Below are 23,355 nucleotides of genomic sequence, written 5' to 3'. Positions count from 1 at the left end.
ATTTCAAAAAGACAACCCAAAAGCCGAAAATCGTGCGTATCGTGTCTAAACAAGCCGTAAAGCAGCATAAAACTCCTAAAATGTAACAAGATGAAAAAAGAACCCTGTATCGCAACCAAATTCGTGTCTCACGAAATAAGTCCCTTAGAGCATCTGAAAGACTGCCAAGTCTATCAGCTCCGTGTAAAGCTCAATAGCGGTGAGAAACTCACCCGAACAGAGAAAAATTGGATTACCCAAGCGGTCAATAGTAACTGCTTTTTCAGAAATGCTATCCCCTTATTGGGCTACCGATTTGATTTTTCCGATGTACTGAGAAAGTTCATTGTAAAGCAGTATAATACTTGGTATGAATACTATGCTATCGACCGCACCAGCCTCCGTGCCTATCTTTATGGGCGCATAGACCAAATAGTAGAAATTTAGTAACCTAATAACAAATAGAACGTTTATGAATATCGTAGGAAGACTTACCGAAAATGCACAAGTGCAAACCCTATCAAATGGCAAACAAGTAGTTAATTTCTCTGTAGCAGTGAACGACAACTACCGAAACAAAGCAGGTGAAAACGTACAGCAAACCTCCTTTTTTGACTGTGCTTATTGGCTCAGTACGGGGGTTGCTCCGTACCTTACCAAAGGCACATTGGTTGAATTGGAAGGACGAGTATCGGCACGAGCGTTGCTCAATCGTGAGGGAGAACCTCAAGCAGGCTTGAACTTTCACACCTCCAAAATCAAATTCCACTTTAGCAAGAAAGCAGAAGTAACACCTAATACCTCTGCAAGTGAGACAAATAACGCAAATGCCATAACACCTTTACCAAAGCCCCAAGTCACAACAGGGCAAGTAGCAGAGGAAGACGAGGACGATTTGCCTTTCTAAATGTATAACCCTTTAAAATTGAACAGAAAATGAATATCAGCAAAACACCTACAACACACCTATTGGTGCGTGCCTATACCAATAGCGAATGGGATAGTTGCGACTTTGCCCTTATCACCCTTACCGAGCAATGGCTTGAGAAAGTGAAAAAAGTAGCCCAACAAGTGGCTACCCTAAAGAGCGACCCCGATTTTGTGAACCTTAGTTTCTATGAGGCAAGAACCGACTTTTATACCCTCAGCGATGAGGAACAGCCCGATTTATCCTTTTTGGAAGAACGTACTTGGACTTTTGTGGAACTCACTGAGGAAGAATTAGCCTCTTTCAATACGCCTGAAAGCCGTTTAGAAATCTACCGAAGCATATTTACCCGATACGATGATTTCTATATAAAAGCCTATGGAAAATACTCCTCCGATGAGTATTGGACGGACGACATCCGTTTTGAAGAACTTTTTAAAACCTTTGAAAAATGATAATAACAGACCTCAATGGTGCTCCTATAGAGGTAACCGACCTTGATAAAGCCTTAGCGCAAGCCGATAGCTTTAGAGACTATAAGCATACTGACAACACTCACAAGGCGTTAGACAAGAGGCTAAAAGCCTATTGGCAGGACTTATATATTAAACTAAAGCAACTCAAAGAAGCCCAAAACTCAACCCTTAATAAAACCTAACAGCCTATGGAAAGCGTTTACTTAGTCTATAAAACCGACAGCTGGCACTATATGAGTAGCCGTGTCCTTATGCAAGTATGCACAAGCAAGTACAAAGCAATCGAAGTGATAAAAGCCTATTGCAAGCGGTACAAGCTACCCTTTACTCAAGACGACCTAACCAACTTGCAATGGTACAACCAAACCCAATGTAGCAAAAGAAGCATTGAGTTTGAGATAGAACCCCAAGAAGTAGTTTAACCTAAAAAAGTGTATCTCAATGAAACCACTCAAACAGCCCTTAGCAACCGACACCCAAGCCCTATCCTATATAGGGATAATTATCCGAACTTTTGAACCACTGCACTTTATGAACCTTAGCGACCAAGACCGAGAGGCAACCCTTAAAGCCCGACAAGCCTTAGAAGCTATCGTAAAGGCAAACGGCTACATAGTGAGTTATCACACTGAAAACACTATTAAAAAAGCCCCTTAAAAGATAAGTATATAAAAACAGAAGTATCAATTTAAAAACGAAGTATCCAATGGAAACCCATTTTTTCAATCAAATTGCTCAGTTAGCCATACAAGGCAAACTGCACTTAGTCATAACCCAAGAAGCAAATAGCCAGCTTGTTGTATCGGTATTGCTTGAGAATGAACAATGTTCAGACCCTGCCAAGCACCTTTTGCCTCCCTTAGTACTTAGAGGCACTGCCGAAGAATTAGATGCAGGTTTTTTTCAAAGCATCACCCAACCCTTAGAAGAAACCTCCTCTCTGCTTGTGAATATGGAGCAGTACATCGAGGCGCAAAAGCAAGCTCAAAGGCAATCAGCTATGGAGAAAGAAAAAGCCGAGAAACAACAAAAGAAATACGATGAGGCTATGAAAAAAGTAGCTGATTTAGAAGCGCAGGGCAAGTACCGAGAAGCGTGGTCAAAACTACCTCCTCCCGATGAGTTCCCTAACTATGCTGATAAAATCCGCAAAAAAAGGTCAGAACTATCCACACACTTTGCCCCTACCTTGTTTGAAGAATAAGTATTAACCCCTAAAAAAGTATTGTTATGCTCATAGCTACCCAACTGAAAAGAATGTTTGTCTTTGAAGAAAACCGACAAACTATTCATCTTGCCGACCCTAATCCATTGTGGTCAGTAGAGCAAGTCAAGAATTTTTACAGCACCCATTACCCCCTGCTCACCAATGCCAAAGCAGGCACACCTTACGTAGAGGGAGACAGCGTTGTCTATCCCCTACAAATCACAATGGGTACAAAAGGCTAAATCTCTATTAATTCTAAAGCTATGAGCCTTGTAAAACAGCTTAAAACAAGGCTTGTAGCTAAAATTAAAAACGTTATCAAAAACTAAAAACAAACTAAAAATGTATGCAACAGCAATCCCAACAAAACCTCGCACCCATACAAAGCGAAGCACAGAGAGAACTCTATTGCAGGTTAAGAGAGTTTTCCAAAGCAGTCCAACGCTCCAAAGACCGCTCACAGATACGTCAAGAACAGCAACAAGTAGCCCCGAAAACTCTTTTGCCAATGGTTTTTTAAAGACGACCTTCCCTCCTAAAGTGTATCATTCAAGCAAGCACATCATTTTTAGTGGAGAGGAGCAAGCACAGCTAAAAACCACTCTCAAGTGTTCCCTTGCTCAAATGGCAGACCATTACGGCTTTACTCCCTTTCCCATAGAGCAGTACGACCTTTCTTGTGGGATTGCCTTAGCCCTTTCTTACAGCCAAGAGCAAATCAAAAAGAGAGATACCAAAAGCACTTTCTTTGAACTAAAAGTATTGAAAGCCCCCAATAGCGATGCTTTTTTCTCTTGCGAAGAACGTTTTTATTTGCCTAACGAAGTGTTTTTTGTCCCTCTGCAACCGCTTTATAGACTTCTGAAAGTACATAAAAACAAACCACTTTATGAACTATTTTTATCGGTATATGCCTACCTGAACCAACGTGCTTTTATAGTAAACTATGTACAAGAAGATTGTTTTGTGGCTTATGCCTATGAAATGTTGCAGGATTGTATTAGCCAAGACTATGAAGAAATAGCAGAAAGAGACCACCTCCTACACCTTTTAAAGCAGGCACAACAAATAGGTACTATTCTTTCCAAAAAGATACGCAACCCTTGCCATTTAGACTTTTTTCAAAGGCGTATAGACCGATTTATTCCTAAGAATGATTTAGAAGCCGAATGCCTTGCCCTCTCTCAAGCCTTTTATACCTTGTGGCAGGATTTTCCTAACCACTCTATCTATACCCATTTGCACAGAGCAGAGGACTATGAGCAAGGTGAAGAGGAACTTTTTGAAGTAGAGAAATACCTATCTTTTGTCTATGAAGACCAAAGCGACCTATTCCATACCTATCTTTTAGATTGGCTCAATGGAGAATACTCCCAATGCAGTGAGATAGAACTCCCTACCATTTACAAACATTTCAACAGCACAACACCCCTTGCTAACTTTGATTTTGAACAGCGTTTCTTTCCTCTCTTAACCGAATTTATAACCCTTTTAAACCGCATTTAAAATGAAATATAGAGACCTCACCCCAGAAGTAGGGGAAGTATATCGCCCTACATCAGCACTTGTTTTTTACGAAGATAGTAACCGCTACAACCCACAGAGTTATGTAGAGTACTTACACCTTGATAGCAATGGTAACCCTACAAGCGCACAACCGCTTACCCTCGACCAAGCGCAAGCACTTGCCAAAACGCTCACCTGCCAAAAAGAGCAAGCACAAGCCTTTCTAATCCCTAAAGGTATTATCCCCCGCAGGGTGCTCCATCTATCCCATAAAGGCGAGGGGCAGGCTGTTTGGTACTCTAAAGCACAAAAAAAACAGTTGTTTTTTGCCTCCTCCCTCGCTATAGAAAACAAAGAAGTAAGTTTACCTCCTCTGTTGTGGAAAGCTACCCCCAAGAGCCTTTGGATATATGCCTTAGCCAAAAACCAAAAGCCACACCTTAATACACCTCTGTGCTATGCGCCTTTTTTTAACGTCTATGAAAATGGCAATGTGTGTATGGGGTCAGTGCAGGTAAATGAGCGTAAAACCTCTTGCTTAGAAGACTTTATCACCCAATGGGAAGATTATTTTTTCAATAGCTATTTTTCTCATCAATTAGGCTCATATCCTATAACCAAAATACCCTTAATAAGCCTTTGGCAGGAACTCACTCATAGTAATAAGCCTTTCCCTTGCGAACTGCTCAATCCCAATCATCTCACCTTACAACAAATCCTATAACAATGAAACAAACCCTAAACACCTCAAACAGCCTCAACCCTTTCAACACCTCAGTCCAAGCACACAAAGAGCGGGTACATTTTACTGATACAGCTTTGCTCAACGCTACCAATCCTATTAAAGTACATCTGATAGGAGCAGGAGGCACAGGCTCGCAAGTAGCCACTGCTTTAGCACGTATCAACCACGCTTTGGTTGCTTTAGGACACGCAGGGTTATCGGTAACCCTTTGGGATAATGACCTTGTAAGCCCTGCCAATCTCGGCAGACAACTCTTTTCAGCTTGTGAGTTAGGAATGTACAAATCCACTGCTCTAATAAGCCGTATCAATCGCTTTTTTGGTACAGATTGGAGAGCGCAAATACAGCTATTCAGCACTGAGACCTTTTCCTCTGAAGAAGAAACAATGAGAGGAAGTATTTACCTTTCGTGTGTAGATACCGCGCAGCTCGCTTTGGAGCGTGCCGTTTCGTGCGCCTATGTGGCGCAAAAGATGGCGTTCCTGTTTATAGATGGACTGCATCATCAGATTGATAACAGCAGGCGAATCGCCACGGGTATCGGCAAAGAGGATGTCGGTTTGGGGAGCGCGATGAAAGTCGGTGGGGGACTGAGCAAGTAAGATCCTGCTGATGTCAAAGCTCAGATGTATAGGAGCGGGATTATAGACGATGTCAAAGTTGTAGAAACGTCCGTCCTCGGTGATGACAGAGCGGTTGGTAGCGGTGGTAAAGTTAGTAGTGGCAGCTTAAAAAGAAAAACAGCAAGCGCGGGGCTTACTGTTTTTTAATTGATTTGGTATTCTTAGGCGAATTATACTGATAATTTACTTTTTAGTTGGGTTATACCAGCGAATGGGCATATCCCAATAGAAAGATTTAAAGACTTCTTGCATTTTCACTAAATTAAAATAACCATCGTCCTCTTTTTTAAATGCAAAGAGGTAACCTGAGTAACGAGGTCCATCAAAAGAAAATTCAAAATAGAAAAAATTATTTCTATAGAGTGCGTTTGTATCCTCATCAATATAGTTAATGCATTTTCCTCTACATTTAACAATAACTTGAACATCATTTGCTAACCAACTGTTTTCTTTTTTTAGAAACGAGATGAGAACATTTTCTGTAAGGTCTCCATCTTTATCCTTAAGGAAGTCAGAGTGGAGTACGACATTTGCTCTTAACTTATTATTATATTTTGACAGCACAAATGTTTTATAAAAACCATTTTCTTTTGGGAAATTTCTCAAGTGTTCTTTAGACAATTTCTGAGCAAAAGATAACGTGCTTATTAGAATGAAACAAATACTAATTATTTTTGTGAAATTTATCATATCCTATAGCTTCCTTAACTTTATTAGTAAATTGTTCTCTTTCCTTCAAGGCTAATCTTGCTGGCCCATTGATACATTCTGTTACCATTCCACAATCATCTTTATCTGCATATATGTTTATATTCTCATTTTTAGCATTTACACCACCAAAAGATTTGAATTTATTGAAATTATTTGACCAATACCAACCAGCGGAATCTACTGCAAAATAGAGATTATGCTTTAATAATAATTTAAAAATATGTAGCTTATCTTTTAATCTTTTTGAGGTGTCAAAATATTTTCATACATTTGCATACTGAAAATTAATGTATTATGGAATTATTCAAAGGACAAAGTCTCTTAGAGTTTACTGAACGTTTTAAAACAGACTTAGATTGCGAAGAATACTTAGCTTCCATAAAATGGGAAAAAGGGTATTGTTGCCGTAAATGCGGACATACAAAATACCAAGTTCGCAAAGATTTTTCACGCACTTGCAATATCTGTTCAGATACAGAAAGTCCTACAACTGGGACTTTGTTTCACAAGCTAAAATTTGGACTTCTCAAAGCATTTTATATATGTTTTGAGATGTCAACAACTACAAAAAGTCTATCAGCATCACAAGTTGCTCGCCGTTATGATATTAGTCGACAGACAGCACATTATTTTATGCACAAGGTTCGTGAAGCTATGAAATCCAGTGAGTCACAGAAAATGGATGGCAAAGTGCAAGTCGATGAATTTACCATAGGAGGAAAAGAAGAAGGAAAACAAGGTAGAAGTTATGACGCAAAGAAAAAGAAAGTTCTTTGTGCGATACAACTTAGTAACCAAGGTAAAGTTAAACGTTTTTATGCATTTAAAATTCCTGACTATTCTTCAAAATCACTACGAACAATATTTGATAAACACATTGATAAGACAGCCTATATAACCACTGATGAATGGAAAGGCTATAGACCTATAAAAGACTATAATATAACTCAAAAACCGAGTAATGACGGAAAGAATTTTCCTACATTACACAAAGTAATACACCAAGTAAAATCTTGGATAAGAGGTATATATTCTTGGGTTTCAGAGTTTAATATAGACCGCTATTTAGCTGAGTATAGTTTTAGAATCAATCGCTCACAAAGCAAAGAGACTATCTTTAACAATCTAATAAAAAGATTGATTGAAAGAAAACCTATTTTCCAATCTCAGTTGGTATGCCCTTAACTTGACACCTCAAATTAATTATTTTTTATAAAGAGTTTTCAATTCATTACCGTTTATCGTATCATTGTTTATAATATAGTCTCTTACTAAGTAGAAAATATTCCATTCCTTAGACTGAGGGTTATAACTATAATGTATATGTTTTTTATTTTTAAAGTAGTTAAATGATAAATATACGTATTGGTCAGGCATAGGTATCTCACTTTTATAAGAAAAAGCTTCCTTATTTTGTAAAATAGAGTCAACTTTATTAAATAAAATACCTAAGCTATCAACTATCATATTATCTTTCACTATTACTAATGAAGGTTTTTCATAAAGTTTTTTTTCTTCCTTTCTATTTTTATCTTCATTTGGAGTTATTTCTACATCTTCAATAGTTAATACTTCATTAGTGATGTTATGTATCCATATAGTTTTGTCTTTAAAGTTTAATGTTATAGAATGTGGATATACGTGTTTATAAGAATAAATATTAAAAATGATATATCTATCATCTACTAAATTTTCCTTAGTTTTACAAGAGATTAATAATAATATAAAAATATAAATTCTTTTCATTGGTGATACTGCTATTTTAATCTGTATTTTTTTATTCTTTCATATAAATCAGAAATATTTTTTATAATTCTTATATTTTCTTTAGTAATTTTATTTTAAATTTGTTATCAAGATCAGAATAACCAGTACTTTTATTATGACTCATTTATTTCATATAAATTCTTTCAACTTTCACTTTCATTTTTTTTGAAATTGTGGGTAATATTTTCCATATATAATTGGTATTACAGTTGTTGAGTTTACCTTTTTGTCATAAATATTAGGAGTGATTTTCTTCATTTTCTTCAACATTTTCATCACTCGTTCTCTGCATTCTATACATCCTTTAGGAGAGAGAATAACCCGACTATCTAATATTTTTCCTTTTTTAGACACTAATATTCTTATAAAAAAATACCCTTGAAAAGTCATTTGAGATTCTTGAAAGTTATTTTCATATAGGAAATATTCAAATTCTTTACTTGTTTTAAATAATTGTATCTTTTCAGTTGGAAATAATTGAAATTCATATTTCTTACCATCTCTAATATGCCATAAAGATTTTATATATTTTTTGTTCTTAATGAAATCTTCTGAAATCAAAACACTATCAATATCATAGTTTTTTACAATTAATAGATCTTCTTCTTGTAAAAACACTTCATAAGGAGCTATAGTATGATAAAATTTTTTATCATATTGTAATTTTTGAGCAGAACTTTTATAAAAACTTAGAGTAAGTATCATAATGCTCATCAAAATGCTTAATTGCTTCATTACTTCTATCAATTATTTGTTCTTCAAGTTCATCATTTCTACCAGGAAACCCTTTTCTTCTTTCAGTAGTGTGAGAGTGTTTTTTATTTAATATCTTAAAATACATATGTCCATACGCCTCGTGAGCAAAAGTATACAACATTTGAATAAAAAAACTTTTTTGCTTTTCCCTTCCTTCAAGAAATGATTTATTTATAACTATTTGGTGATGTTCATTCGTAGTTTTCCCCATACCAGATTCCTCATCTGAATATAAAGTTATTCCAAAAAGCCCTTCCCACATACCTTCTAATCCATCATGAAATTGTTCAAAGAACTCTTTTTTAGACAAGTCACCTCCTATTGCTTTATAATCTTCATAATGATCATTAGCCTCTTTATATCTAACAATCCCCATATCAAAGGTTCCTTTGCTTGTTTCATAATGATCATCAATTTTAATCTCAATGATGGTATCACTTTCAGAAAGTTTTAAAAGGCATTTGAAATTCTCACTTAACTTAGGGAGTTCTTTTTCTGCTTTCAGTAATGTTTTTCTATCAATAAAACCATCAGGTGTTTTTACTACATATTTACTTTCTACTTTTATAAGTGTCCATATTACAATATAGTAAGAAAATTCATCGCAAAGAACAATTACATTTCTATCTTTTGGCGGAGCTGCTTTGAGAGTCGTTGTTACGGATTTACCTGTTTCTCTAAGTGTGATTGTTATTGTTGCCATAGGTGTTATTTTTTAGTGTTTATAATAACTGTTAGGGGTATTTGTTCTTTGGTATCGTTTATAAAGACGTAATCTTTTAATGTATCATTTTTTATTTATCATAAAATAACTTCCATTTATCAGCGTTTACAGTGTCGTTAGTAAGAATAAAATCTCTTACTAAATTGAAAATATCTAATTCTTTTTGTGTAGGTCTAAAGCAAGAATAAATTAACTGATTATCTTTAAAATATGTAAAAGATATATAGACATATTCATCTGGCATAGGCGGGTGATTGGAACAAGAAAAGGGCTGTCCATCATTCAAAATGTTATTTATTTTTATAAATAACTTATCTGTTTTTTGAGATATTTTGTTATCTATTACCTTTCCTTTAGGATAAATACTATAAGCGGAAGTCCATTTGATATTATAACTTGGTGGTGGAGGTGGAGGGTTGAATTCAAATATTCCTTCATCTGCAATATTATGAATAAAAATTGATTTATCTTTAAAATCTAAGGTAATACTATGGGAAGGTACTTTTTTTGAAGTATATAGATTAAAGATAATATACCTATCATCAATGACTTCTTTTTTACCACTACAAGCAGCAAGTAACAAAAGTATTATAAGAATATATTTTTGCATACTTAATTATTTAGGTCCTCCTATATTAAAGAATGATAGCCATTTATCTCTATTTATAGTGTCATTTTTCATATTGAAATCTCTCACTAAATAAAAAATATCCCATTCTTTTCCCGTAGGATTAAAACAGTAATACACCCGCTTATTACCTTCAAAATAATTAAATGACATATAAACATATTCATCAGGAGCAGGTTGAGACCTTTTACAAGAAAAAGGAGACCCATTTTGAAGGATAGAATCTATTTTTTCAAATAAGACATTTGTATCAGTGGTCATCTTATTATCAGCTATGAATCCTAACTCATAAATAGTATTATAATCAATTCTATCATTCTTCTGTTTAATAGCTTCTTTAGGTAAAGTCCCTTCTACTACTTCTACTTCATCTTCCACAAATCGGTCAAAGTTAGCTTCATTTATTATATTATGAACAAATACAGATTTGTCCTTAAAATCTAATGTTATAGAATGTGAAGCTAAATTCTTCCCTATATATAAGTTAAAAACTATATATCTATCATCAATAGGTTCACTCTTCTTTTTCTCCTGACAAGCAATAAAAGATAAAAGTATTATAAAAATATATTTTTGCATAATTATTTTCATTTATCATAGAATAACTTCCATTTATCAGCATTTACTGTGTCGTTTTTTATAATATAATCCTGTGTTAAATTAAGAATATGCCATTCCTTGCCGCTCTCGGGGAGAAAAGAATGATAAATTTGTTTATTATCTTTAAGAAGATAAAATGACATAGAAATATAGTCAGCATATATAATTTCATTTTCAGAGTAATTGTTTTTTATATTATTAATATCTATTGTCTTCAAAATAGAATCTATTTCTGAAAATAGATGCGCTGTATTTTTAGTCAATATACAATCTTTTAGAGCATCTTCTCTATTGAGAATATATTGATTATTGTTATTATGTAAGGATTTTCTATCATCTTTTATATTATGTAAAAATATGGATTGATCCTTAAAATTTAAAATAATAGAAAAAGGAGTAACCTTTCCATTAGCTACAAACATATTAAATACAATAATCCTATTATCAATGTATTTTTGAGGTACTTCTCCTTTACAAGAAATAAGAAAGAGAAGAATTATAAAAATATATTTTCGCATAATTAATTATTTTTTATAAAGAGTTTTCAATTCATTACCGTTTATCGTATCATTGTTTATAATATAGTCTCTTACTAAGTAGAAAATATTCCATTCCTTAGACTGAGGGTTATAACTATAATGTATATGTTTTTTATTTTTAAAGTAGTTAAATGATAAATATACGTATTGGTCAGGCATAGGTATCTCACTTTTATAAGAAAAAGGTTCTTTATTTTGTAAAATAGAGTCAACTTTATTAAATAAAATACCCAAGCTATCAACTATCATATTATCTTTCACTATTGCTAATGGAGGTTTTTTATAAAGTTTTTTTTCTTCTATTCTATTTTCATCTTCATTTGAAGTTATTTCTATATCTTCAATAGTTGATATTTCATTAGTTATGTTATGTATGCATATAGTTTTATCCTTAAAGTTTAATATTATAGAATGTGGACATACATATTTATAAGAATAAACATTAAAAACTATATATCTATCATCAATGATTTCTTTTTTACCACTACAAGCAGCAAGTAGCAAAAGTATTATAAGAATATATTTTTGCATAATTTAATTATTTAGATTTTCCTATATTAAAGAATGATACCCATTTATCTCTGTTTATAGTGTCGTTTTTCATATTGAAATCTCTTACTAAGTAAAAGATATCCCATTCTTTTCCTGTGGGATTGAAGCAGTAATACATACACTTATTTCCTTTAAAATAGTTAAATGACATATAAACATATTGATCTGGGGCAGGCATTGCTTTTTCGCACGAAAATGGTGTTCCATCTTGCAGAATAGAATCTATTTTCTCAAATAAAACGTCTGTATCAGTGGTCATTTTATTATCAGCTATAAATCCTAACTCATAAATAGTATTATAATCAATTCTATCATTCTTCTGTTTAATAGCTTCTTCAGGTAAAGTCCCTTCTACCACTTCTACTTCATCTTCTACAAATCGGTCAAAGTTAGCTTCATTTATTATATTATGAACAAATACAGATTTGTCCTTAAAATCTAATGTTATAGAGTGAGACCCTAGTTTTTTTCCTATATATAAATTGAAAATGAGTTGTCTATCATCAATGGGTTCATTTTTCTTCTTCTCCTGACAAGCAACAAGAGGTAAGAGAAGTATTATAAAAATATATCTTTGCATAATTATTTCATTTATTATAGAATAACTTCCATTTATCAGCATTTATTGTATCATTTTTTATAATAAAATCTTGTGCTAAATAAAATATATCCCATTCATATTGTGTAGGTCTAAAACAAGAATAAATAAGCTGATTATCTTTAAAATATGTAAAAGACATATAGGCATCCTCATCTGGCATAGGGGGATGATTAATACAAGAAAAAGGAAATTTCTCTTGTAAAATATTATTTATTTTTACAAATAAGCTATCTGTTTTTTGAGTTATTTTATTGTCTATTATCATCCCTTTGGGATAAATACTATAAATAGAAGTCCACTTGATATTATAACTTGGTGGTGGAGGCGGAGGGTTAAATTCAAACATTCCTTCATTTGCAATATTATGAATAAAAACTGATTTATCTTTAAAATCTAAGGTAATACTATAAGAAGGCACTTTTTTTGAAGTATATAGATTAAAAACTATATACCTATCATCAATTACTTCTTTCTTACCTTTTTCACCACAAGCAGTAAGAGATAAAAGAATTAATAAAATGTATTTTTTCATAATTATTTTCTAATATTGTATTGGTATTACATTCTTATATAAATCGTGATAAGTCTGGATCTTCATTTTAGTGCCATAAAGAAAATTTTTCCAAGCATCATATTGAAACTTATAAGGAGGCTTCTCTGCGTGAGGACGATATATTACAAATGCAGGCATTCTTTTTATTCTTTTTTTATAGAATAAATTCACATAGTGTATAGCCATAGGAACATCTCCCCTACTACTACCTGCCCCTGATGCTACATCATCTTTCCCTTTAGCAGTACCTGGATGGCTATGAAAATGAATTTTTAAATCAAGGTCAGTATAATTTTCAGGTGGAGGAAGAACTCCTGGAGATTCTGAGTAATTAAGTGTAGCTAAAACATACAAAGATTTTTTAGTAGTTCTTTTTTCATAATTTAATAAAGCCCACTCTGCTTCAATAGAAGCATCACATACAAATTTAAACAATTTATAAGCATCATCTTTATTAGAGATTGTTATATAAACCCCGTCTTTTATTCCCCAATAAGTGGTATCGCTTTTGTATGGGTTCTTCCTTTCAGCCAACTCTTCTATCACCTTCCCTTCATTAAGTGTAATAAACATATTCTTCACACCCTTATCCCAATTAGCCTTTGTATGTAGTCTATACATATTATGTCCATTAGTTTCAGAAACTTTTGTAATATACCCTTCTTCATCTACTACAAAATCTTTTATTTTTGGAGGCGGTGCAGCTGCTTTAAGAGTAGCCGTTACGGATTGTCCTGTTTCTCTAAGTGTGATTGTTATTGTTGCCATAGGTGTTATTTTTTAGTGTTTATAATAACTGTTAGGGGTATTTGTTCTTTGGTATCGTTTATAAAGACGTAATCTTTTAATGTATCATTTTCTAAGATGTTGCCCTTGTATTTGAAGTCAAGATCTTTATTATCGAGGTTGAAATCCATTGTTAGTCCTGATAAATTCTCGCCTTCAATCACTAAGTAAACGTCTTGCTCATCCTCTCCCAGGTCTATTTTATTACCTTGTAAGTCTGTGAAATAGGCTTCTATAATATCTGGTTTTGTAAATATATCATTTACGAACTTACTAAAATCCATAAAAGGATTGATAGTATCCATTTTAATAGAATCTGCATTAAGGAGATTGCGGTTTGTTATCTCAGCCACCTGCCCGTGGTTGATGATGCTGATACAGTCTTTACCACCTATGGGGCAGGTGGCTTTGCTGTCCTCTAAAAGGGGGTGTCCGTTGTTTTCCTCATAAGTAACGTTCTCATAAGCACCGCTCCACTGAGTTACCATTGCCTGACAGGGTTTATAGCCCCCACCTGGCAGTGGTTGCATCTGACATAGTCCAAAGGTGTTTTTCTCAAAAGTAGCTCCTATATCGGCAGTTGTGGCTACCAATTTCTCTTGTGGCTCTTCCTCATTGATAAAGGCTTTGGTCTGGGTAAGTACCTTTAACTTATCGGGAGCATTGCCAAATTGACATTGGCAGGTTGCTCCTTGGCATACTAAATGTTTCTGTGTCATATACATTGTTTTTATTAATGCTGCAAATGTAAGCATTATTTTTGAATTGGCAATGAAACAAAAAATATCCCTACAAGAATCTTCGTCTTATAGGGATATGTAATAACGTTTTCATTACTTCTGCACTTGCAAGGAGCATTCTATTTTCTTTTCGTTGCCGAAGCTGTCGGTGAGCCAGAGGGTAAAGGCGTGAGATCCGATGCTGTAGGCGGTGTAATAGAGTCTGAAAACCTTTTGAGCAATGGGATAGCTGTCGTTGGGGATAAAAGGCGCACCTTTCTCAAATCTTAAATCCCCTTTGCCTTCAAAGGAGAAGTACCGCAGAGCGTAGGCGTTCTCGGCATATACCTTTGTGGGGTGTATCTCCAAACGCAGTTCAGCAGTACCACCGAGAGGTAGCTGTTTAGGGATGGGCAATACCTTTACCTCAAAAGGAAAATTTTGTTGTACGTCCAACTCTTTTTTACAAGAGGTGAATAGGCTCACACATAGCATTGCAATGAGTCCTATTACAATTTTCTGATTTATTTTCTTCATCGTATTGTCTTTTTAAAGGTTAAAACATATAGCGCAGTCCTACAGTAGCACAAGGACGCAGTAGCTCAAAGGAACTTCCCCACAGAGCTGCTACCTTGCCAGAGCAAAGCACTAAAAAGTGATCACTTAGGTAAGTCTCTACCTGCAAGCCAATTTGTGAGCCATAGAGAAAATGGTTTTCATTCTTTAGCAAAGCCCCATCAGGAAGGAGGCTTTTGCTGTGATTGACTACCTCATAGCCCAAAAGAGCTTCTGCTCCTAAGTTCAAAGCCACCGTTTTACTGCTGTCACTGATCAAGGCAAAGCTATAACCTCCTGCACCTATATACCTCTCAACGGGTATATTCAGACTCTTGTAAGGGTACAATCGCCTTTGATATTCAAGGGAAAAATGCTTGTAGTTACCCCTTTTAGCATTGATACTATAGCCCAACTGCACCCCAAAATCATCAGAAAAAGAGGAAGTAAAAGCCTCTGCAGGTGCAACCCAAGAGAGCGAGATACCTTTTTGCTTGGGTAACAATCGCTGTGCTTGGGCAATGGAGCCTCCTAAAAAGCACAGACAAATACAAGTGATAATTCTTAGCATTGGCATTAGAATTTAAGGTTAAACTGTTCAATAGGGCGAGCGGCTATAATCTCCTCGTTGGTGATAAGGAACGATTGGTAACGAGAGCCGTTTTTTTCAAAGATTTCTACCCGCAAAACCTTGTCATCAGAGAGGGTGAGTTGGTCTAACATATACACCGAGCGGGCTTCTTTATGAGCCTTTAGTAGCGATATAGGTTGGTATACACGCAAGGGATCAACAGGCACTTCCTGTACAATGCTCTTTTTGGTAGTCTTCTTATCAATGATTTTAAAAGTGATAAAATCTACTTCAAAAGGCAGGTTAGAACGATTGGACAATTGCACATCTACATAGAGTTTGCTATTGTGTACATAGATGCCTTTTAGTAGCCATTGTATACCTGCATTCTCCGAACCTATATGCTTGATATAATTCTTTTTCTGATGGTAGATAGACGACATAATAATCTGTGCTACCGCAGGTGATTCCCAGCCTGTATCAGAGAAGAGAATATCCGATTTCACATTGTTGCCTTGGGGCATTCCTCTACCAAAATCAATGGTAAGAGGTTGTGGCGTGGAGTGATAACTTACCTCAAAGCTATAAAAGCCTCCGTCTTGAGTGATGACCGATAGGTTGGTGCTATCGGTAAAGTCTGTTTTAGCTGCCTTCACCCTTAGTACATTCTCGGCATCTTTCACCTTGTCAGCTACTAAGTTTTCACTGCCTAAATCCACATAGCGGATAGAAGCAGGAAAGATAAGATGGGTTGTTTGGTCATAAGCCACCTGCAAAGGATATGGCACTACCTTTCCTGATTGAGCTAAAAGTTCCTTTTTCTCAGTACTGAGGGCTGTGTTTTCCTTTGCCTCATTCTGGGCTTGCATGGTAACAGTAAGCATTGTTACCGATAATAATAAGTGTAATTTACGCATAAATAAATGATATTAAGTGTGTTTAATAGGTTGAAAAATAAATAATTGTGTTGTTTTGTGCTTTGTGTTTATGGGTTTGTCTGAAAGGCTATTTCTTAGAGATGAGTAGGAGCTGATAACCTGCTTTAACCCTTATGGAAGGTTGTGCAATTTTTTTAGAAAGATAAGACGTACCTCCTTGTACGACCCCTTTGCTCAGCTCAGAGACAATTTGGTCTTTGGCGGAAGAGCTAAAGGTAAAGCTACTCCCTGAACTTTTGCTCATTCCTGCTGCTATTTCTCTAAAGGCATTGGCATCGGAAGAAGCGGGCAGGTATAACCCTTGTTGCCCATCGATGTCGTAGGCAGCTATAGAGACAGGAATCACTTTACCCTTGTATTCTAGGGATTTTACGGTGAGTAACAATCTATCACCACTCACTTTAGCAGAGGCTGTAAGCAGTTCTCCTTTAGGAATGAGTACGCCTGCTACTCGTATAGGCTCTAAAAGTCTTAGCTGCACCCTTGAGTTTTCTCCTAATAGCTGTTCGATATGTGTACAAGCGCGAATGCTATTCTTTAGGATACTACCTTGTGGCTTAAAGCTCTCGCCATTGAAAAAAGAGGTCTGTTGCTCCTTTACCCATTCTTGCAGAGCCTCCTTCTCGGACTGCTTGCGGGGCAAACGACTGACTACCTTTTCCTCTGGAGTATAGACAGGAGCAATGTTTTTACTCTGTTCTGCATTATCAGCTTCGCTACTATTGTTTCCCTCGCCCTCTTGCGAGCCTGCACCCCCCATCATTGAAGGTTTCTGTTGTCCTTTGGGCAAATATCTTGAAGCCATTTCATAAGACTTTTCCATCAATGCCATTTGGGCATCTATAGAGGTAGGATCTTGCTTATTGGAGAGTTGAGACTTAAGAGAGGCTATCTCTTCTTTGAGTCGTTGTTGCTCCTCGTAAGCACTATTGTCTTGGTAGAAACTGCCTAAAGTCTGGTGAATATCGCGATAAGACTGAGCGGAACGCTCAAAGGCATTAGGGGTAGCCTTGCGATAACGCGGAGTGGGTTCTTCTTCCTCCTCGATAGCTTCAGGATATTCCTCGCCTTCGTCTTCTTGCCAATAATCAGACAGTGCATTGAGAGAGGCTTTTTTATCAGCTTCTTTTTCTTCTAAGAGGGCTTCTTCGTAGGCTTTTTCCTTGTCAGAAGGCAAGAGAGTTTCGGTAGCTTGTGGTATTGCCTCATTGATACCTACTTGTGTTTGCTCTTGCTCACTTCCGCCACCAAAAAGCAGATACATACAAGCGAGGAAGATTATCCCCATTAGGGCATAGATGACAATTTTCTTGAGTTGTTGTTTTTTAGCAAGGGCTTTTTCCTCATTGCGCTCTTGGAGGGCTTTTTCCTCTTCTTCACTGACCAAGAAACTTGGTGTAGAAGAAGGAGCGTTAGCCTTATCTGAGGCAGGGGTATTACCGTTTTGCTCTGGAAGGGGTGTGTTCTTTTCCATTATTAAGTTGTTTAAAAATTAACGAATCCTTTTTTGGGGTATTCCCCTCAGTAGGTACAATAGCCTTGTTGTCAATATGCTGTATGGCAGGGGCTTCGCCTTGGTGGTACTCTTGGTAAGCGTGCCATAGTATAAAAAGAGTAAGTAGCGAGTAGACTGCAAAAGCTAAGAGTACCAAGCGTTTTCTTTGTGAGGGTGAAAGTCCCTGACAATAGCTTTGGGTTTGCTTTTTTAGAGAATGTATCTCTCTTTGGATCTTGGCTATCATCTCTCTACGGTTCTAAGGTCTTTGTTTTCTATTACATTGAACTGTTCGATGATAAATCCTTGAGGGTTGTTATCAGAACGCACGGAGTTAATCAACCTGCAAGAGGTAATAAGACTCCTTTCGGTGATGTTGCTGGCGCGGGTGATGAACTGTTTGGCAAAGGTTTCCACCTGATAAGGATAGCTATTAAAGTTACAGCGCACGCTATCGATGACTACCCTTTGGAGGATATTGCCAGAGATGATGCGGTTGTAATAGCCTTTTTCAGCCAAATCTTTATAGTAGTTAAAGGCAGATTTATCAGCCATAAAGAAGGCACGTTTGGTATTGTCTTCAATTGCTTTTTTATCGGGGGCTAAGTTGAAGAAGAGTTCGTGAAACCTGCGCACGTGTTCTTTAGCTTCGACAGGGCGATTGATTTTCTCATCTTGAGAGAGTGCCAGCATTAGTGATTTACCATTGTCTAACACATAGATTTTCTCGCGCTGTTTTTCGGCAAAGTAATAGGCATAGCCTACAGCGAAGATACTCACGCCTGAGCAAAGCACTGCAAAGGCTATGGCATACATACGGATTTGCTTGAATCCGTTTTCGATGTTTCTAAAGATTTTAAATTCCATTAATTTTAGTATTCAATTAGACTTGTTTTTACTTCATTAACCTACCTGTAATATTACCTGAAAGAGAGCCAGCTCCTGCACCTGCTATATTACCCGCATTAGAGGTAGCTTGGTTTACATTTCTACCATAATTACCCATACCTCCTGCTTGTATAATCCAACCTGCCACAGTAGGAATGGTAAAATAGCCTATAATACCAATGACCATAAAGATAATGTAGGCTGTGTTGGTAGTATCAGGAATGAAACTCGGGTCGGAGAGTTGTTCGATGTCTCGTTGTAAAATAAGGGATTGGATACGTGCTAAAATAGCACTGAACAAATCGGATACAGGAAGCCATAGATAGACACTTACATAGCGGGTAACCCATTGTAGTAAGGTAGATTGAAATCCATCCCATACCGAAATGGCAAAGGCTATAGGTCCTAAAATAGACATCACCACAAGAAAGAAAGTGCGTATGGTGTCAATCACTAAAGCGGCTGCTTGAAAGAGCATTTCGAGTAGCTCACGAAACCACGATCGGATGCTTTGCTTGAGGTCATACATCCCTCTTTCAATATACATTCCTGCCATTACAGCCATATCTTCGGGCATCCAACCTAATTCATCAATCTTTTTGTCAAACTCTTCATCCGAGACGAGATAGGCAGTTTCGGGGTTGCGCAATTGTGCTTCTCGCTCTAATCGGTCTTTTTGCTCTTGTAGTTTGTGCAAATCGAGTGTTTGTCCTTCTAAGATGCTATGGGTACCTGTTACCACAGGGCTTAACACTGTATTCATTGTTCCTAACACCAGAGTAGGGAAAAATATCACACACAGCCCTATGGCAAAGGGACGGAGCAAGGGATACACATCCACAGGTTCGGCACGGGCTAAGGCTTGCCATATACGCATTGCCACATAGAACAGTGCTCCTAAGCCTGCCAAGCCTTTGGCTATGGCAGACATCTGAGCTGTTAGGGGCATCATCTCGTCGTATAAAGTACGAAGTATTTGGTGTAGATTTTCCATTTATCAGTTTTTACCAGTATTTGAGTTCTGTTCCATAGAGTGAGAGTACCTTTTGCGCATCGTTTTGCTTCTTAGCACGTAGGTAGCTTACTGAGATGTTTTTCTGGGTGTAGTAGCGTACTAAGTTATAGTACTCTTTCACTTCCTTATGCACCTTGTCGATAATGTCCATACGCTCTTTGTCGTTCATAGAGAGTGAGGAGCTATTGACAATTTGTTGCAGGTCTTTGAGTAGCTTAGAACTTTCACCCAAGAGCTTGGAGTAGCCATTGGCAATAGCCGACAATTCTTGAGAGGAGAAGTTAGGGTCTTGGCTCATCTTCTTGAAGTTGGTTACATACATCTTGGAGATGTCGCCCACCAGTAGCACCGTTTCTTGTACTTTGCGGGCATCTTTTACCAAGTTATTTACCTTTTTTAGAGCATCATAATACTCCTTACCTTGGGTGTAGAGCTTTTCTACCTCTCGGAAGTTGTTGAGCATATTCTTAGCTGTTGAGGAGGTTTGCACTATCTGTTGGGTAGTGTTGATAATGCTCTGAGCAAAATTAGTCGGGTCAGTTACTACCCATTGTGCGCTTAGTTTGGGGCTTGCCAGCATAGCTATAGCAAAAAGCCCCGTTAATAACATTTTCTTCATTGACTTTAATTATTATGATTTACGTATGATTATTAATTTATTACAGTCCATTAGCCATTTGTACGATAGCTTTTTCCAAATTGCCGTCTAACTTCTCGGAGAGTTCCATCACTTGGTGTTTTTCGCTCTCTTCAGTGGTGTAGGCAAAGTATTCTTCTCGGCTTACTTCTGTAGCATATACCGCAGAGTGTGTGCCTCCTAAGCCTATCCACACTTCTTTGTATTTGCGACGAGAGTCGTTAGAGAGATTGATAGATAGGATTTGCGATTTCTCTTTCTCGGTAAGTCCTAACATCGCTTGGATAGCATCGAACTTGTTCATATACTTGCGCTGGTCAAGCAATATCTTGCAATCGGAGTTGTTGATGATAGATTCCTTCACGATAGGTGAATGGATAATATCATCTACCTCTTGGGTTACAATCACTGCCTCACCAAAGAACTTACGCACGGTTTTGAATAGGTACTTGATGTACTCCGCCATTCCTTCTTTGGCAATCGCTTTCCACGCTTCTTCGATGAGAATCATCTTGCGAATACCCTTCAGGCGCCTCATCTTGTTGATAAACACCTCCATAATGATGATAGTAACCACAGGAAAGAGTATGGGGTGGTCTTTAATCGCATCAATTTCAAAAACGATAAAGCGTTTGGAAAGCAGGTCTAACTCCTTGTCAGAATTGAGCAGATAGTCGTATTCACCTCCTTTGTAATAAGGCTCTAACACGTTGAGGAAGTTAGCCAAGTCAAAGTCCTTTTCTCTTACCTGCTTCTCTTGTAATATAGCTCGGTAGTCATTCTTGATATACTCATAAAAGCCATTGAAAGAGGGCGTGTGCGAGGGATTGTCTTTTACCAATTGCAGGTAAAGGTTTACTGCATTGGAAAGGGCTACCTCTTCCGCACGTGTAGGAGGCTCATTGTCTCGCTTCCAAAGGGTGAGTATCAGTGTTTTGATACTCTCTCGCTTTTCGATGTCAAACACTCCATCATCAGTATAAAAAGGGTTAAAAGCAATGGGATTGTCTTCGGTATAAGTAAAGTAAATCCCATCTTTGCCTTTGGTCTTGTGGTGAATAAGCTCACAGACCCCTTGGTAGGAGTTCCCTGTATCTACTAAAACGATATGTGTACCTTGTTCGTAATATTGCCGCACTAAGTGGTTCGTGAAAAAGGATTTGCCACTACCCGAAGGTCCTAAGACGAACTTATTGCGGTTGGTGATAATCCCTTTCTTCATAGGTTCATCGGAGATATCCAAGTGGATAGGCTTGCCTGTGAGTCTGTCGGCCATCTTAATCCCAAAAGGACTGGAAGAACTTTGATAGTTGGTCTCCTGAGTGAAAAAGCACAAAGCAGGCTCTATAAACGTGTAGAAAGTCTCTTCACTGGGAAAGTCGGCTGCATTGCCAGCTATACCTGCCCAATAGAGAGTTGCCGTATCAATGGTGTTATGGCGAGGCTTGCACTCCATTGAAGCCAAAGCGCTACCCACATCGTTTTTAATGCTCCTAAGCTCTTGTGGGTTGTCCGACCACGCCATCACATTAAAGTGCGCTCTGATGGAGGAAAGTCCGTAAGAGTGTGCCTCATTGAGGTATTGCTCGATCCATTCTTTGTTGATTTGGTTGCTACGGCTGTATCTTGAAAGCGAGTGCATATTGCGTGCTGACTTCTCAAACTGTCTAAGATTTTCTTCCGAATTGTCCAAGAACAGATATTGGTTGTAGATATGGTTACAACTCAGTAGCAAGCCCACAGGGGCTGCAAAGGATAAACGGCAATCGCTCTTATCGGTAGAGAGTCGCTCGTAACGGCTATCGGCTTGTACCTTAGAGGGCAAGTCTTCTGTATCTGATAAGGTATGCACACAGAGTCTTTGGTTACCAATGCGCATTTGTTCGGCAGAGAGGCATATATCTTGCAGGCTCTCTTTCTCATCGGTGGAAAGACTGAGATATTGCTCAAAGAGTCCCTTTTTGTGAGGAGTGCCTATATAGTCTTCTGTTTTTAGCTGATGGAGCTTTATTAGGTTAGAGTCGTTTAAAATACGCTCTAACTGCGCTACCGCTTCCAAAAATTGAGTGGCGTGTTCTCGGTTAGTGAGCTCCTTAGGCAAGAAGTTCCCTTTGCAAAGGGAGGAAAAGTTGCTTTGGGCTCTCATTCGGTTTTTGGTGGTTTGGGTGATGAACAGGTAGCATCTGTGATTTAAGAACGGACGTTCGTTAAAATGCTTTTCGTACGAATGAGAGAGAAAACTCAGGTTCTCTCCTTGCAGTTCAGGTTCATATTGTTCCTTGATAAACCAGTCCTGTTTGTGGATAACGGTATACTGTGGCAATACTTTGATAGCCTTATGCCAAAGTGAGTGGAGTATCTCATAGTCCTCACCCGAAATGGTAAAGAGCTCTGGAAGCTGCACCTCGAAGCCGATGCTGATGTCGGCTTCTTTGGTGAGCAAGCAGTCTTGTTCTATGGCAAGAATAGGGAATTTACTCTCTAAGGTGTTGATTTTAGAACTATTTCTCATTGAGGGTTGTTTTAGGTTTAGGGTAACGAATAAATTGGCGTGGCGATCTTTGGTGACGTAGGTATTTGGGGTGGCGTTTGCGAGCTGCTTGTTTCATCAGGCCGTGTTCACCGTATTTCTGGTTTAGTGAAAAAGTCTGCCAAACCACAAGGCTGACCATACTAACGCCTACCCCCAAGCATACAAAAGAATTGACTCCTAGCGTGTAGAGGATCATCACCAAGATGAGCACCGAGAGCAGTCCTCCTGCAAAGATGAAGAGGTACTGCGCTTTAAGTCCTTTGAACTCTACACTTCTGCCGATGCCTTTGTTGATAGAATAGCTATTTTTTGTCTCCATAAGT

At 37.2% G+C, this 23,355-nt stretch carries 34 protein-coding genes and 1 pseudogene; 12 read left to right on the top strand and 23 right to left on the bottom strand.

Annotated features, from left to right (window positions below; all coding sequences use genetic code 11):
* The first annotated feature begins 90 nt into the window (after positions 1-90).
* From I7X29_RS13025 to I7X29_RS15720, 11 genes and pseudogenes are all read left to right on the top strand, one after another.
* Positions 91-426 (top strand): hypothetical protein, encoded by a 336-nt coding sequence (locus tag I7X29_RS13025; RefSeq protein ID WP_016421157.1) that lies wholly within the window; start codon positions 91-93, stop codon positions 424-426.
* A 25-nt stretch (positions 427-451) separates the two neighbouring features.
* Positions 452-886, top strand: coding sequence for a single-stranded DNA-binding protein (locus tag I7X29_RS13020; RefSeq protein WP_198475246.1), 435 nt, complete (start codon positions 452-454; stop codon positions 884-886).
* Positions 887-915: 29 nt separating this feature from the next.
* A complete protein-coding gene (locus I7X29_RS13015) occupies positions 916-1,362 on the top strand; it encodes a hypothetical protein (protein ID WP_198475244.1) in 447 nt (148 codons plus the stop codon).
* Positions 1,359-1,565 carry a hypothetical protein gene (locus tag I7X29_RS13010; protein ID WP_198475242.1) on the top strand — a complete coding sequence of 69 codons (207 nt, stop codon included), beginning with the start codon at positions 1,359-1,361 and terminating at the stop codon, positions 1,563-1,565. Before I7X29_RS13015 ends, I7X29_RS13010 begins: the two co-directional genes overlap by 4 nt.
* Before the next feature lie 6 nt (positions 1,566-1,571).
* The gene (locus I7X29_RS13005; RefSeq protein ID WP_016421161.1) at positions 1,572-1,805 is read left to right on the top strand and encodes a hypothetical protein; all 234 of its coding nucleotides are present in this window, start codon (positions 1,572-1,574) and stop codon (positions 1,803-1,805) included.
* A 19-nt stretch (positions 1,806-1,824) separates the two neighbouring features.
* Positions 1,825-2,040 (top strand): hypothetical protein, encoded by a 216-nt coding sequence (locus tag I7X29_RS13000; protein ID WP_009750742.1) that lies wholly within the window; start codon positions 1,825-1,827, stop codon positions 2,038-2,040.
* Positions 2,041-2,089: 49 nt separating this feature from the next.
* Positions 2,090-2,587 (top strand): PRTRC system protein E, encoded by a 498-nt coding sequence (locus tag I7X29_RS12995; RefSeq protein WP_009744764.1) that lies wholly within the window; start codon positions 2,090-2,092, stop codon positions 2,585-2,587.
* Between the two features lie 26 nt (positions 2,588-2,613).
* Positions 2,614-2,832 carry a PRTRC system protein C gene (locus tag I7X29_RS12990; RefSeq protein ID WP_198475239.1) on the top strand — a complete coding sequence of 73 codons (219 nt, stop codon included), beginning with the start codon at positions 2,614-2,616 and terminating at the stop codon, positions 2,830-2,832.
* 100 nt (positions 2,833-2,932) lie between these two features.
* On the top strand, positions 2,933-4,096 hold the full coding sequence (locus tag I7X29_RS12985; RefSeq protein WP_198475238.1) for a hypothetical protein: 1,164 nt from the start codon (positions 2,933-2,935) through the stop codon (positions 4,094-4,096).
* A gap of 1 nt (position 4,097) precedes the next feature.
* Positions 4,098-4,820: a PRTRC system protein B gene (locus I7X29_RS12980; protein ID WP_198475236.1), complete on the top strand. Its 723-nt coding sequence runs from the start codon at positions 4,098-4,100 to the stop codon at positions 4,818-4,820.
* A 2-nt stretch (positions 4,821-4,822) separates the two neighbouring features.
* Positions 4,823-5,098 (top strand): annotated as a pseudogene (locus I7X29_RS15720) (ThiF family adenylyltransferase); the annotation flags it as partial.
* Between the two features lie 90 nt (positions 5,099-5,188).
* Here the strand turns inward: I7X29_RS15720 and I7X29_RS15715 are convergent.
* Both I7X29_RS15715 and I7X29_RS12965 read right to left on the bottom strand, forming a co-directional pair.
* The gene (locus I7X29_RS15715) at positions 5,189-5,527 is read right to left on the bottom strand and encodes a DUF4138 domain-containing protein (protein WP_198475258.1); all 339 of its coding nucleotides are present in this window, start codon (positions 5,525-5,527) and stop codon (positions 5,189-5,191) included.
* 120 nt (positions 5,528-5,647) lie between these two features.
* Positions 5,648-6,085, bottom strand: coding sequence for a hypothetical protein (locus I7X29_RS12965; protein ID WP_198475234.1), 438 nt, complete (start codon positions 6,083-6,085; stop codon positions 5,648-5,650).
* A 384-nt stretch (positions 6,086-6,469) separates the two neighbouring features.
* Between I7X29_RS12965 and I7X29_RS12960 the strand changes: the two genes are divergently transcribed.
* Complete coding sequence (locus I7X29_RS12960) at positions 6,470-7,360, top strand: IS1595 family transposase (protein WP_198475232.1); 891 nt, start codon at positions 6,470-6,472, stop codon at positions 7,358-7,360.
* 18 nt (positions 7,361-7,378) lie between these two features.
* Here the strand turns inward: I7X29_RS12960 and I7X29_RS12955 are convergent, their stop codons facing one another.
* From I7X29_RS12955 to I7X29_RS12855, 21 genes are all read right to left on the bottom strand, one after another.
* Positions 7,379-7,921, bottom strand: coding sequence for a hypothetical protein (locus tag I7X29_RS12955; RefSeq protein WP_198475230.1), 543 nt, complete (start codon positions 7,919-7,921; stop codon positions 7,379-7,381).
* Between the two features lie 177 nt (positions 7,922-8,098).
* A complete protein-coding gene (locus I7X29_RS12950; protein WP_198475229.1) occupies positions 8,099-8,647 on the bottom strand; it encodes a hypothetical protein in 549 nt (182 codons plus the stop codon).
* Positions 8,622-9,401 (bottom strand): hypothetical protein, encoded by a 780-nt coding sequence (locus I7X29_RS12945; RefSeq protein ID WP_198475227.1) that lies wholly within the window; start codon positions 9,399-9,401, stop codon positions 8,622-8,624. Before I7X29_RS12945 ends, I7X29_RS12950 begins: the two co-directional genes overlap by 26 nt.
* A 91-nt stretch (positions 9,402-9,492) precedes the next feature.
* A complete protein-coding gene (locus I7X29_RS12940) occupies positions 9,493-10,032 on the bottom strand; it encodes a hypothetical protein (RefSeq protein WP_198475225.1) in 540 nt (179 codons plus the stop codon).
* A gap of 6 nt (positions 10,033-10,038) precedes the next feature.
* Entirely contained in the window at positions 10,039-10,629 is a 591-nt protein-coding gene (locus I7X29_RS12935) for a hypothetical protein (protein WP_225883753.1), read from the bottom strand.
* An 8-nt stretch (positions 10,630-10,637) separates the two neighbouring features.
* A complete protein-coding gene (locus I7X29_RS12930) occupies positions 10,638-11,168 on the bottom strand; it encodes a hypothetical protein (protein ID WP_009413475.1) in 531 nt (176 codons plus the stop codon).
* Positions 11,169-11,174: 6 nt separating this feature from the next.
* Positions 11,175-11,720, bottom strand: a complete 546-nt coding sequence (locus I7X29_RS12925) for a hypothetical protein (RefSeq protein ID WP_095898473.1) — start codon at positions 11,718-11,720, stop codon at positions 11,175-11,177.
* Between the two features lie 7 nt (positions 11,721-11,727).
* Positions 11,728-12,321 carry a hypothetical protein gene (locus I7X29_RS12920; protein ID WP_095899474.1) on the bottom strand — a complete coding sequence of 198 codons (594 nt, stop codon included), beginning with the start codon at positions 12,319-12,321 and terminating at the stop codon, positions 11,728-11,730.
* A gap of 7 nt (positions 12,322-12,328) precedes the next feature.
* Positions 12,329-12,874, bottom strand: a complete 546-nt coding sequence (locus I7X29_RS12915; RefSeq protein WP_009414516.1) for a hypothetical protein — start codon at positions 12,872-12,874, stop codon at positions 12,329-12,331.
* A 9-nt stretch (positions 12,875-12,883) separates the two neighbouring features.
* Positions 12,884-13,663: a hypothetical protein gene (locus I7X29_RS12910; RefSeq protein ID WP_198475221.1), complete on the bottom strand. Its 780-nt coding sequence runs from the start codon at positions 13,661-13,663 to the stop codon at positions 12,884-12,886.
* A 5-nt stretch (positions 13,664-13,668) separates the two neighbouring features.
* Positions 13,669-14,400, bottom strand: a complete 732-nt coding sequence (locus I7X29_RS12905; protein WP_198475219.1) for a DUF4280 domain-containing protein — start codon at positions 14,398-14,400, stop codon at positions 13,669-13,671.
* A gap of 114 nt (positions 14,401-14,514) precedes the next feature.
* On the bottom strand, positions 14,515-14,937 hold the full coding sequence (locus tag I7X29_RS12900; RefSeq protein ID WP_198475217.1) for a TraQ conjugal transfer family protein: 423 nt from the start codon (positions 14,935-14,937) through the stop codon (positions 14,515-14,517).
* 19 nt (positions 14,938-14,956) lie between these two features.
* A complete protein-coding gene (locus I7X29_RS12895) occupies positions 14,957-15,526 on the bottom strand; it encodes a conjugal transfer protein TraO (RefSeq protein ID WP_225883752.1) in 570 nt (189 codons plus the stop codon).
* Positions 15,527-15,531: 5 nt separating this feature from the next.
* Positions 15,532-16,443: a conjugative transposon protein TraN gene (gene traN / locus I7X29_RS12890; RefSeq protein ID WP_198475213.1), complete on the bottom strand. Its 912-nt coding sequence runs from the start codon at positions 16,441-16,443 to the stop codon at positions 15,532-15,534.
* 88 nt (positions 16,444-16,531) lie between these two features.
* Positions 16,532-17,938, bottom strand: coding sequence for a conjugative transposon protein TraM (traM, locus tag I7X29_RS12885; RefSeq protein ID WP_198475211.1), 1,407 nt, complete (start codon positions 17,936-17,938; stop codon positions 16,532-16,534).
* A complete protein-coding gene (locus I7X29_RS12880; RefSeq protein ID WP_009389096.1) occupies positions 17,901-18,206 on the bottom strand; it encodes a hypothetical protein in 306 nt (101 codons plus the stop codon). The genes traM and I7X29_RS12880 overlap by 38 nt, the downstream gene beginning before the upstream one ends.
* On the bottom strand, positions 18,203-18,826 hold the full coding sequence (gene traK, locus I7X29_RS12875; RefSeq protein ID WP_009389087.1) for a conjugative transposon protein TraK: 624 nt from the start codon (positions 18,824-18,826) through the stop codon (positions 18,203-18,205). Before traK ends, I7X29_RS12880 begins: the two co-directional genes overlap by 4 nt.
* Before the next feature lie 28 nt (positions 18,827-18,854).
* Positions 18,855-19,841 (bottom strand): conjugative transposon protein TraJ, encoded by a 987-nt coding sequence (gene traJ, locus I7X29_RS12870; protein WP_009389084.1) that lies wholly within the window; start codon positions 19,839-19,841, stop codon positions 18,855-18,857.
* A gap of 10 nt (positions 19,842-19,851) precedes the next feature.
* Positions 19,852-20,481, bottom strand: coding sequence for a DUF4141 domain-containing protein (locus tag I7X29_RS12865; RefSeq protein ID WP_198475209.1), 630 nt, complete (start codon positions 20,479-20,481; stop codon positions 19,852-19,854).
* Between the two features lie 40 nt (positions 20,482-20,521).
* Complete coding sequence (locus I7X29_RS12860; protein WP_198475207.1) at positions 20,522-23,011, bottom strand: TraG family conjugative transposon ATPase; 2,490 nt, start codon at positions 23,009-23,011, stop codon at positions 20,522-20,524.
* Positions 23,001-23,351, bottom strand: a complete 351-nt coding sequence (locus I7X29_RS12855; RefSeq protein WP_198475205.1) for a DUF4133 domain-containing protein — start codon at positions 23,349-23,351, stop codon at positions 23,001-23,003. Before I7X29_RS12855 ends, I7X29_RS12860 begins: the two co-directional genes overlap by 11 nt.
* Positions 23,352-23,355: the final 4 nt, after the last annotated feature.

The organism is Capnocytophaga periodontitidis (genome assembly GCF_016126015.1).
Lineage (GTDB): Bacteria > Bacteroidota > Bacteroidia > Flavobacteriales > Flavobacteriaceae > Capnocytophaga > Capnocytophaga periodontitidis.
Note: the sequence above shows the minus strand (reverse complement) of the source record. Positions and strands in the feature narration are given on the sequence as shown.

What these genes read in the sequence shown, in the direction of transcription:
- I7X29_RS12980 (WP_198475236.1), top strand. Translation starts at nt 4,098, where the DNA reads ATGAAATATAGAGACCTCACCCCAGAAGTAGGGGAAGTATATCGCCCT.
- I7X29_RS12865 (WP_198475209.1), bottom strand. Translation starts at nt 20,481, where the DNA reads ATGAAGAAAATGTTATTAACGGGGCTTTTTGCTATAGCTATGCTGGCA.
- traN (WP_198475213.1), bottom strand. Translation starts at nt 16,443, where the DNA reads ATGCGTAAATTACACTTATTATTATCGGTAACAATGCTTACTGTTACC.
- I7X29_RS12985 (WP_198475238.1), top strand. Translation starts at nt 2,933, where the DNA reads ATGTATGCAACAGCAATCCCAACAAAACCTCGCACCCATACAAAGCGA.
- I7X29_RS12900 (WP_198475217.1), bottom strand. Translation starts at nt 14,937, where the DNA reads ATGAAGAAAATAAATCAGAAAATTGTAATAGGACTCATTGCAATGCTA.
- I7X29_RS12945 (WP_198475227.1), bottom strand. Translation starts at nt 9,401, where the DNA reads ATGGCAACAATAACAATCACACTTAGAGAAACAGGTAAATCCGTAACA.
- I7X29_RS12935 (WP_225883753.1), bottom strand. Translation starts at nt 10,629, where the DNA reads ATGCAAAAATATATTTTTATAATACTTTTATCTTTTATTGCTTGTCAG.
- I7X29_RS12895 (WP_225883752.1), bottom strand. Translation starts at nt 15,526, where the DNA reads ATGCTAAGAATTATCACTTGTATTTGTCTGTGCTTTTTAGGAGGCTCC.
- I7X29_RS13010 (WP_198475242.1), top strand. Translation starts at nt 1,359, where the DNA reads ATGATAATAACAGACCTCAATGGTGCTCCTATAGAGGTAACCGACCTT.
- I7X29_RS12860 (WP_198475207.1), bottom strand. Translation starts at nt 23,011, where the DNA reads ATGAGAAATAGTTCTAAAATCAACACCTTAGAGAGTAAATTCCCTATT.
- traK (WP_009389087.1), bottom strand. Translation starts at nt 18,826, where the DNA reads ATGGAATTTAAAATCTTTAGAAACATCGAAAACGGATTCAAGCAAATC.
- I7X29_RS12940 (WP_198475225.1), bottom strand. Translation starts at nt 10,032, where the DNA reads ATGCAAAAATATATTCTTATAATACTTTTGTTACTTGCTGCTTGTAGT.
- I7X29_RS12915 (WP_009414516.1), bottom strand. Translation starts at nt 12,874, where the DNA reads ATGAAAAAATACATTTTATTAATTCTTTTATCTCTTACTGCTTGTGGT.
- I7X29_RS13000 (WP_009750742.1), top strand. Translation starts at nt 1,825, where the DNA reads ATGAAACCACTCAAACAGCCCTTAGCAACCGACACCCAAGCCCTATCC.
- I7X29_RS12955 (WP_198475230.1), bottom strand. Translation starts at nt 7,921, where the DNA reads ATGAAAAGAATTTATATTTTTATATTATTATTAATCTCTTGTAAAACT.
- I7X29_RS12855 (WP_198475205.1), bottom strand. Translation starts at nt 23,351, where the DNA reads ATGGAGACAAAAAATAGCTATTCTATCAACAAAGGCATCGGCAGAAGT.
- traJ (WP_009389084.1), bottom strand. Translation starts at nt 19,841, where the DNA reads ATGGAAAATCTACACCAAATACTTCGTACTTTATACGACGAGATGATG.
- I7X29_RS12910 (WP_198475221.1), bottom strand. Translation starts at nt 13,663, where the DNA reads ATGGCAACAATAACAATCACACTTAGAGAAACAGGACAATCCGTAACG.
- I7X29_RS12880 (WP_009389096.1), bottom strand. Translation starts at nt 18,206, where the DNA reads ATGATAGCCAAGATCCAAAGAGAGATACATTCTCTAAAAAAGCAAACC.
- traM (WP_198475211.1), bottom strand. Translation starts at nt 17,938, where the DNA reads ATGGAAAAGAACACACCCCTTCCAGAGCAAAACGGTAATACCCCTGCC.
- I7X29_RS12925 (WP_095898473.1), bottom strand. Translation starts at nt 11,720, where the DNA reads ATGCAAAAATATATTCTTATAATACTTTTGCTACTTGCTGCTTGTAGT.
- I7X29_RS12990 (WP_198475239.1), top strand. Translation starts at nt 2,614, where the DNA reads ATGCTCATAGCTACCCAACTGAAAAGAATGTTTGTCTTTGAAGAAAAC.
- I7X29_RS13020 (WP_198475246.1), top strand. Translation starts at nt 452, where the DNA reads ATGAATATCGTAGGAAGACTTACCGAAAATGCACAAGTGCAAACCCTA.
- I7X29_RS12950 (WP_198475229.1), bottom strand. Translation starts at nt 8,647, where the DNA reads ATGATACTTACTCTAAGTTTTTATAAAAGTTCTGCTCAAAAATTACAA.
- I7X29_RS12930 (WP_009413475.1), bottom strand. Translation starts at nt 11,168, where the DNA reads ATGCGAAAATATATTTTTATAATTCTTCTCTTTCTTATTTCTTGTAAA.
- I7X29_RS12960 (WP_198475232.1), top strand. Translation starts at nt 6,470, where the DNA reads ATGGAATTATTCAAAGGACAAAGTCTCTTAGAGTTTACTGAACGTTTT.
- I7X29_RS13025 (WP_016421157.1), top strand. Translation starts at nt 91, where the DNA reads ATGAAAAAAGAACCCTGTATCGCAACCAAATTCGTGTCTCACGAAATA.
- I7X29_RS12905 (WP_198475219.1), bottom strand. Translation starts at nt 14,400, where the DNA reads ATGACACAGAAACATTTAGTATGCCAAGGAGCAACCTGCCAATGTCAA.
- I7X29_RS13015 (WP_198475244.1), top strand. Translation starts at nt 916, where the DNA reads ATGAATATCAGCAAAACACCTACAACACACCTATTGGTGCGTGCCTAT.
- I7X29_RS13005 (WP_016421161.1), top strand. Translation starts at nt 1,572, where the DNA reads ATGGAAAGCGTTTACTTAGTCTATAAAACCGACAGCTGGCACTATATG.
- I7X29_RS12920 (WP_095899474.1), bottom strand. Translation starts at nt 12,321, where the DNA reads ATGCAAAGATATATTTTTATAATACTTCTCTTACCTCTTGTTGCTTGT.
- I7X29_RS12995 (WP_009744764.1), top strand. Translation starts at nt 2,090, where the DNA reads ATGGAAACCCATTTTTTCAATCAAATTGCTCAGTTAGCCATACAAGGC.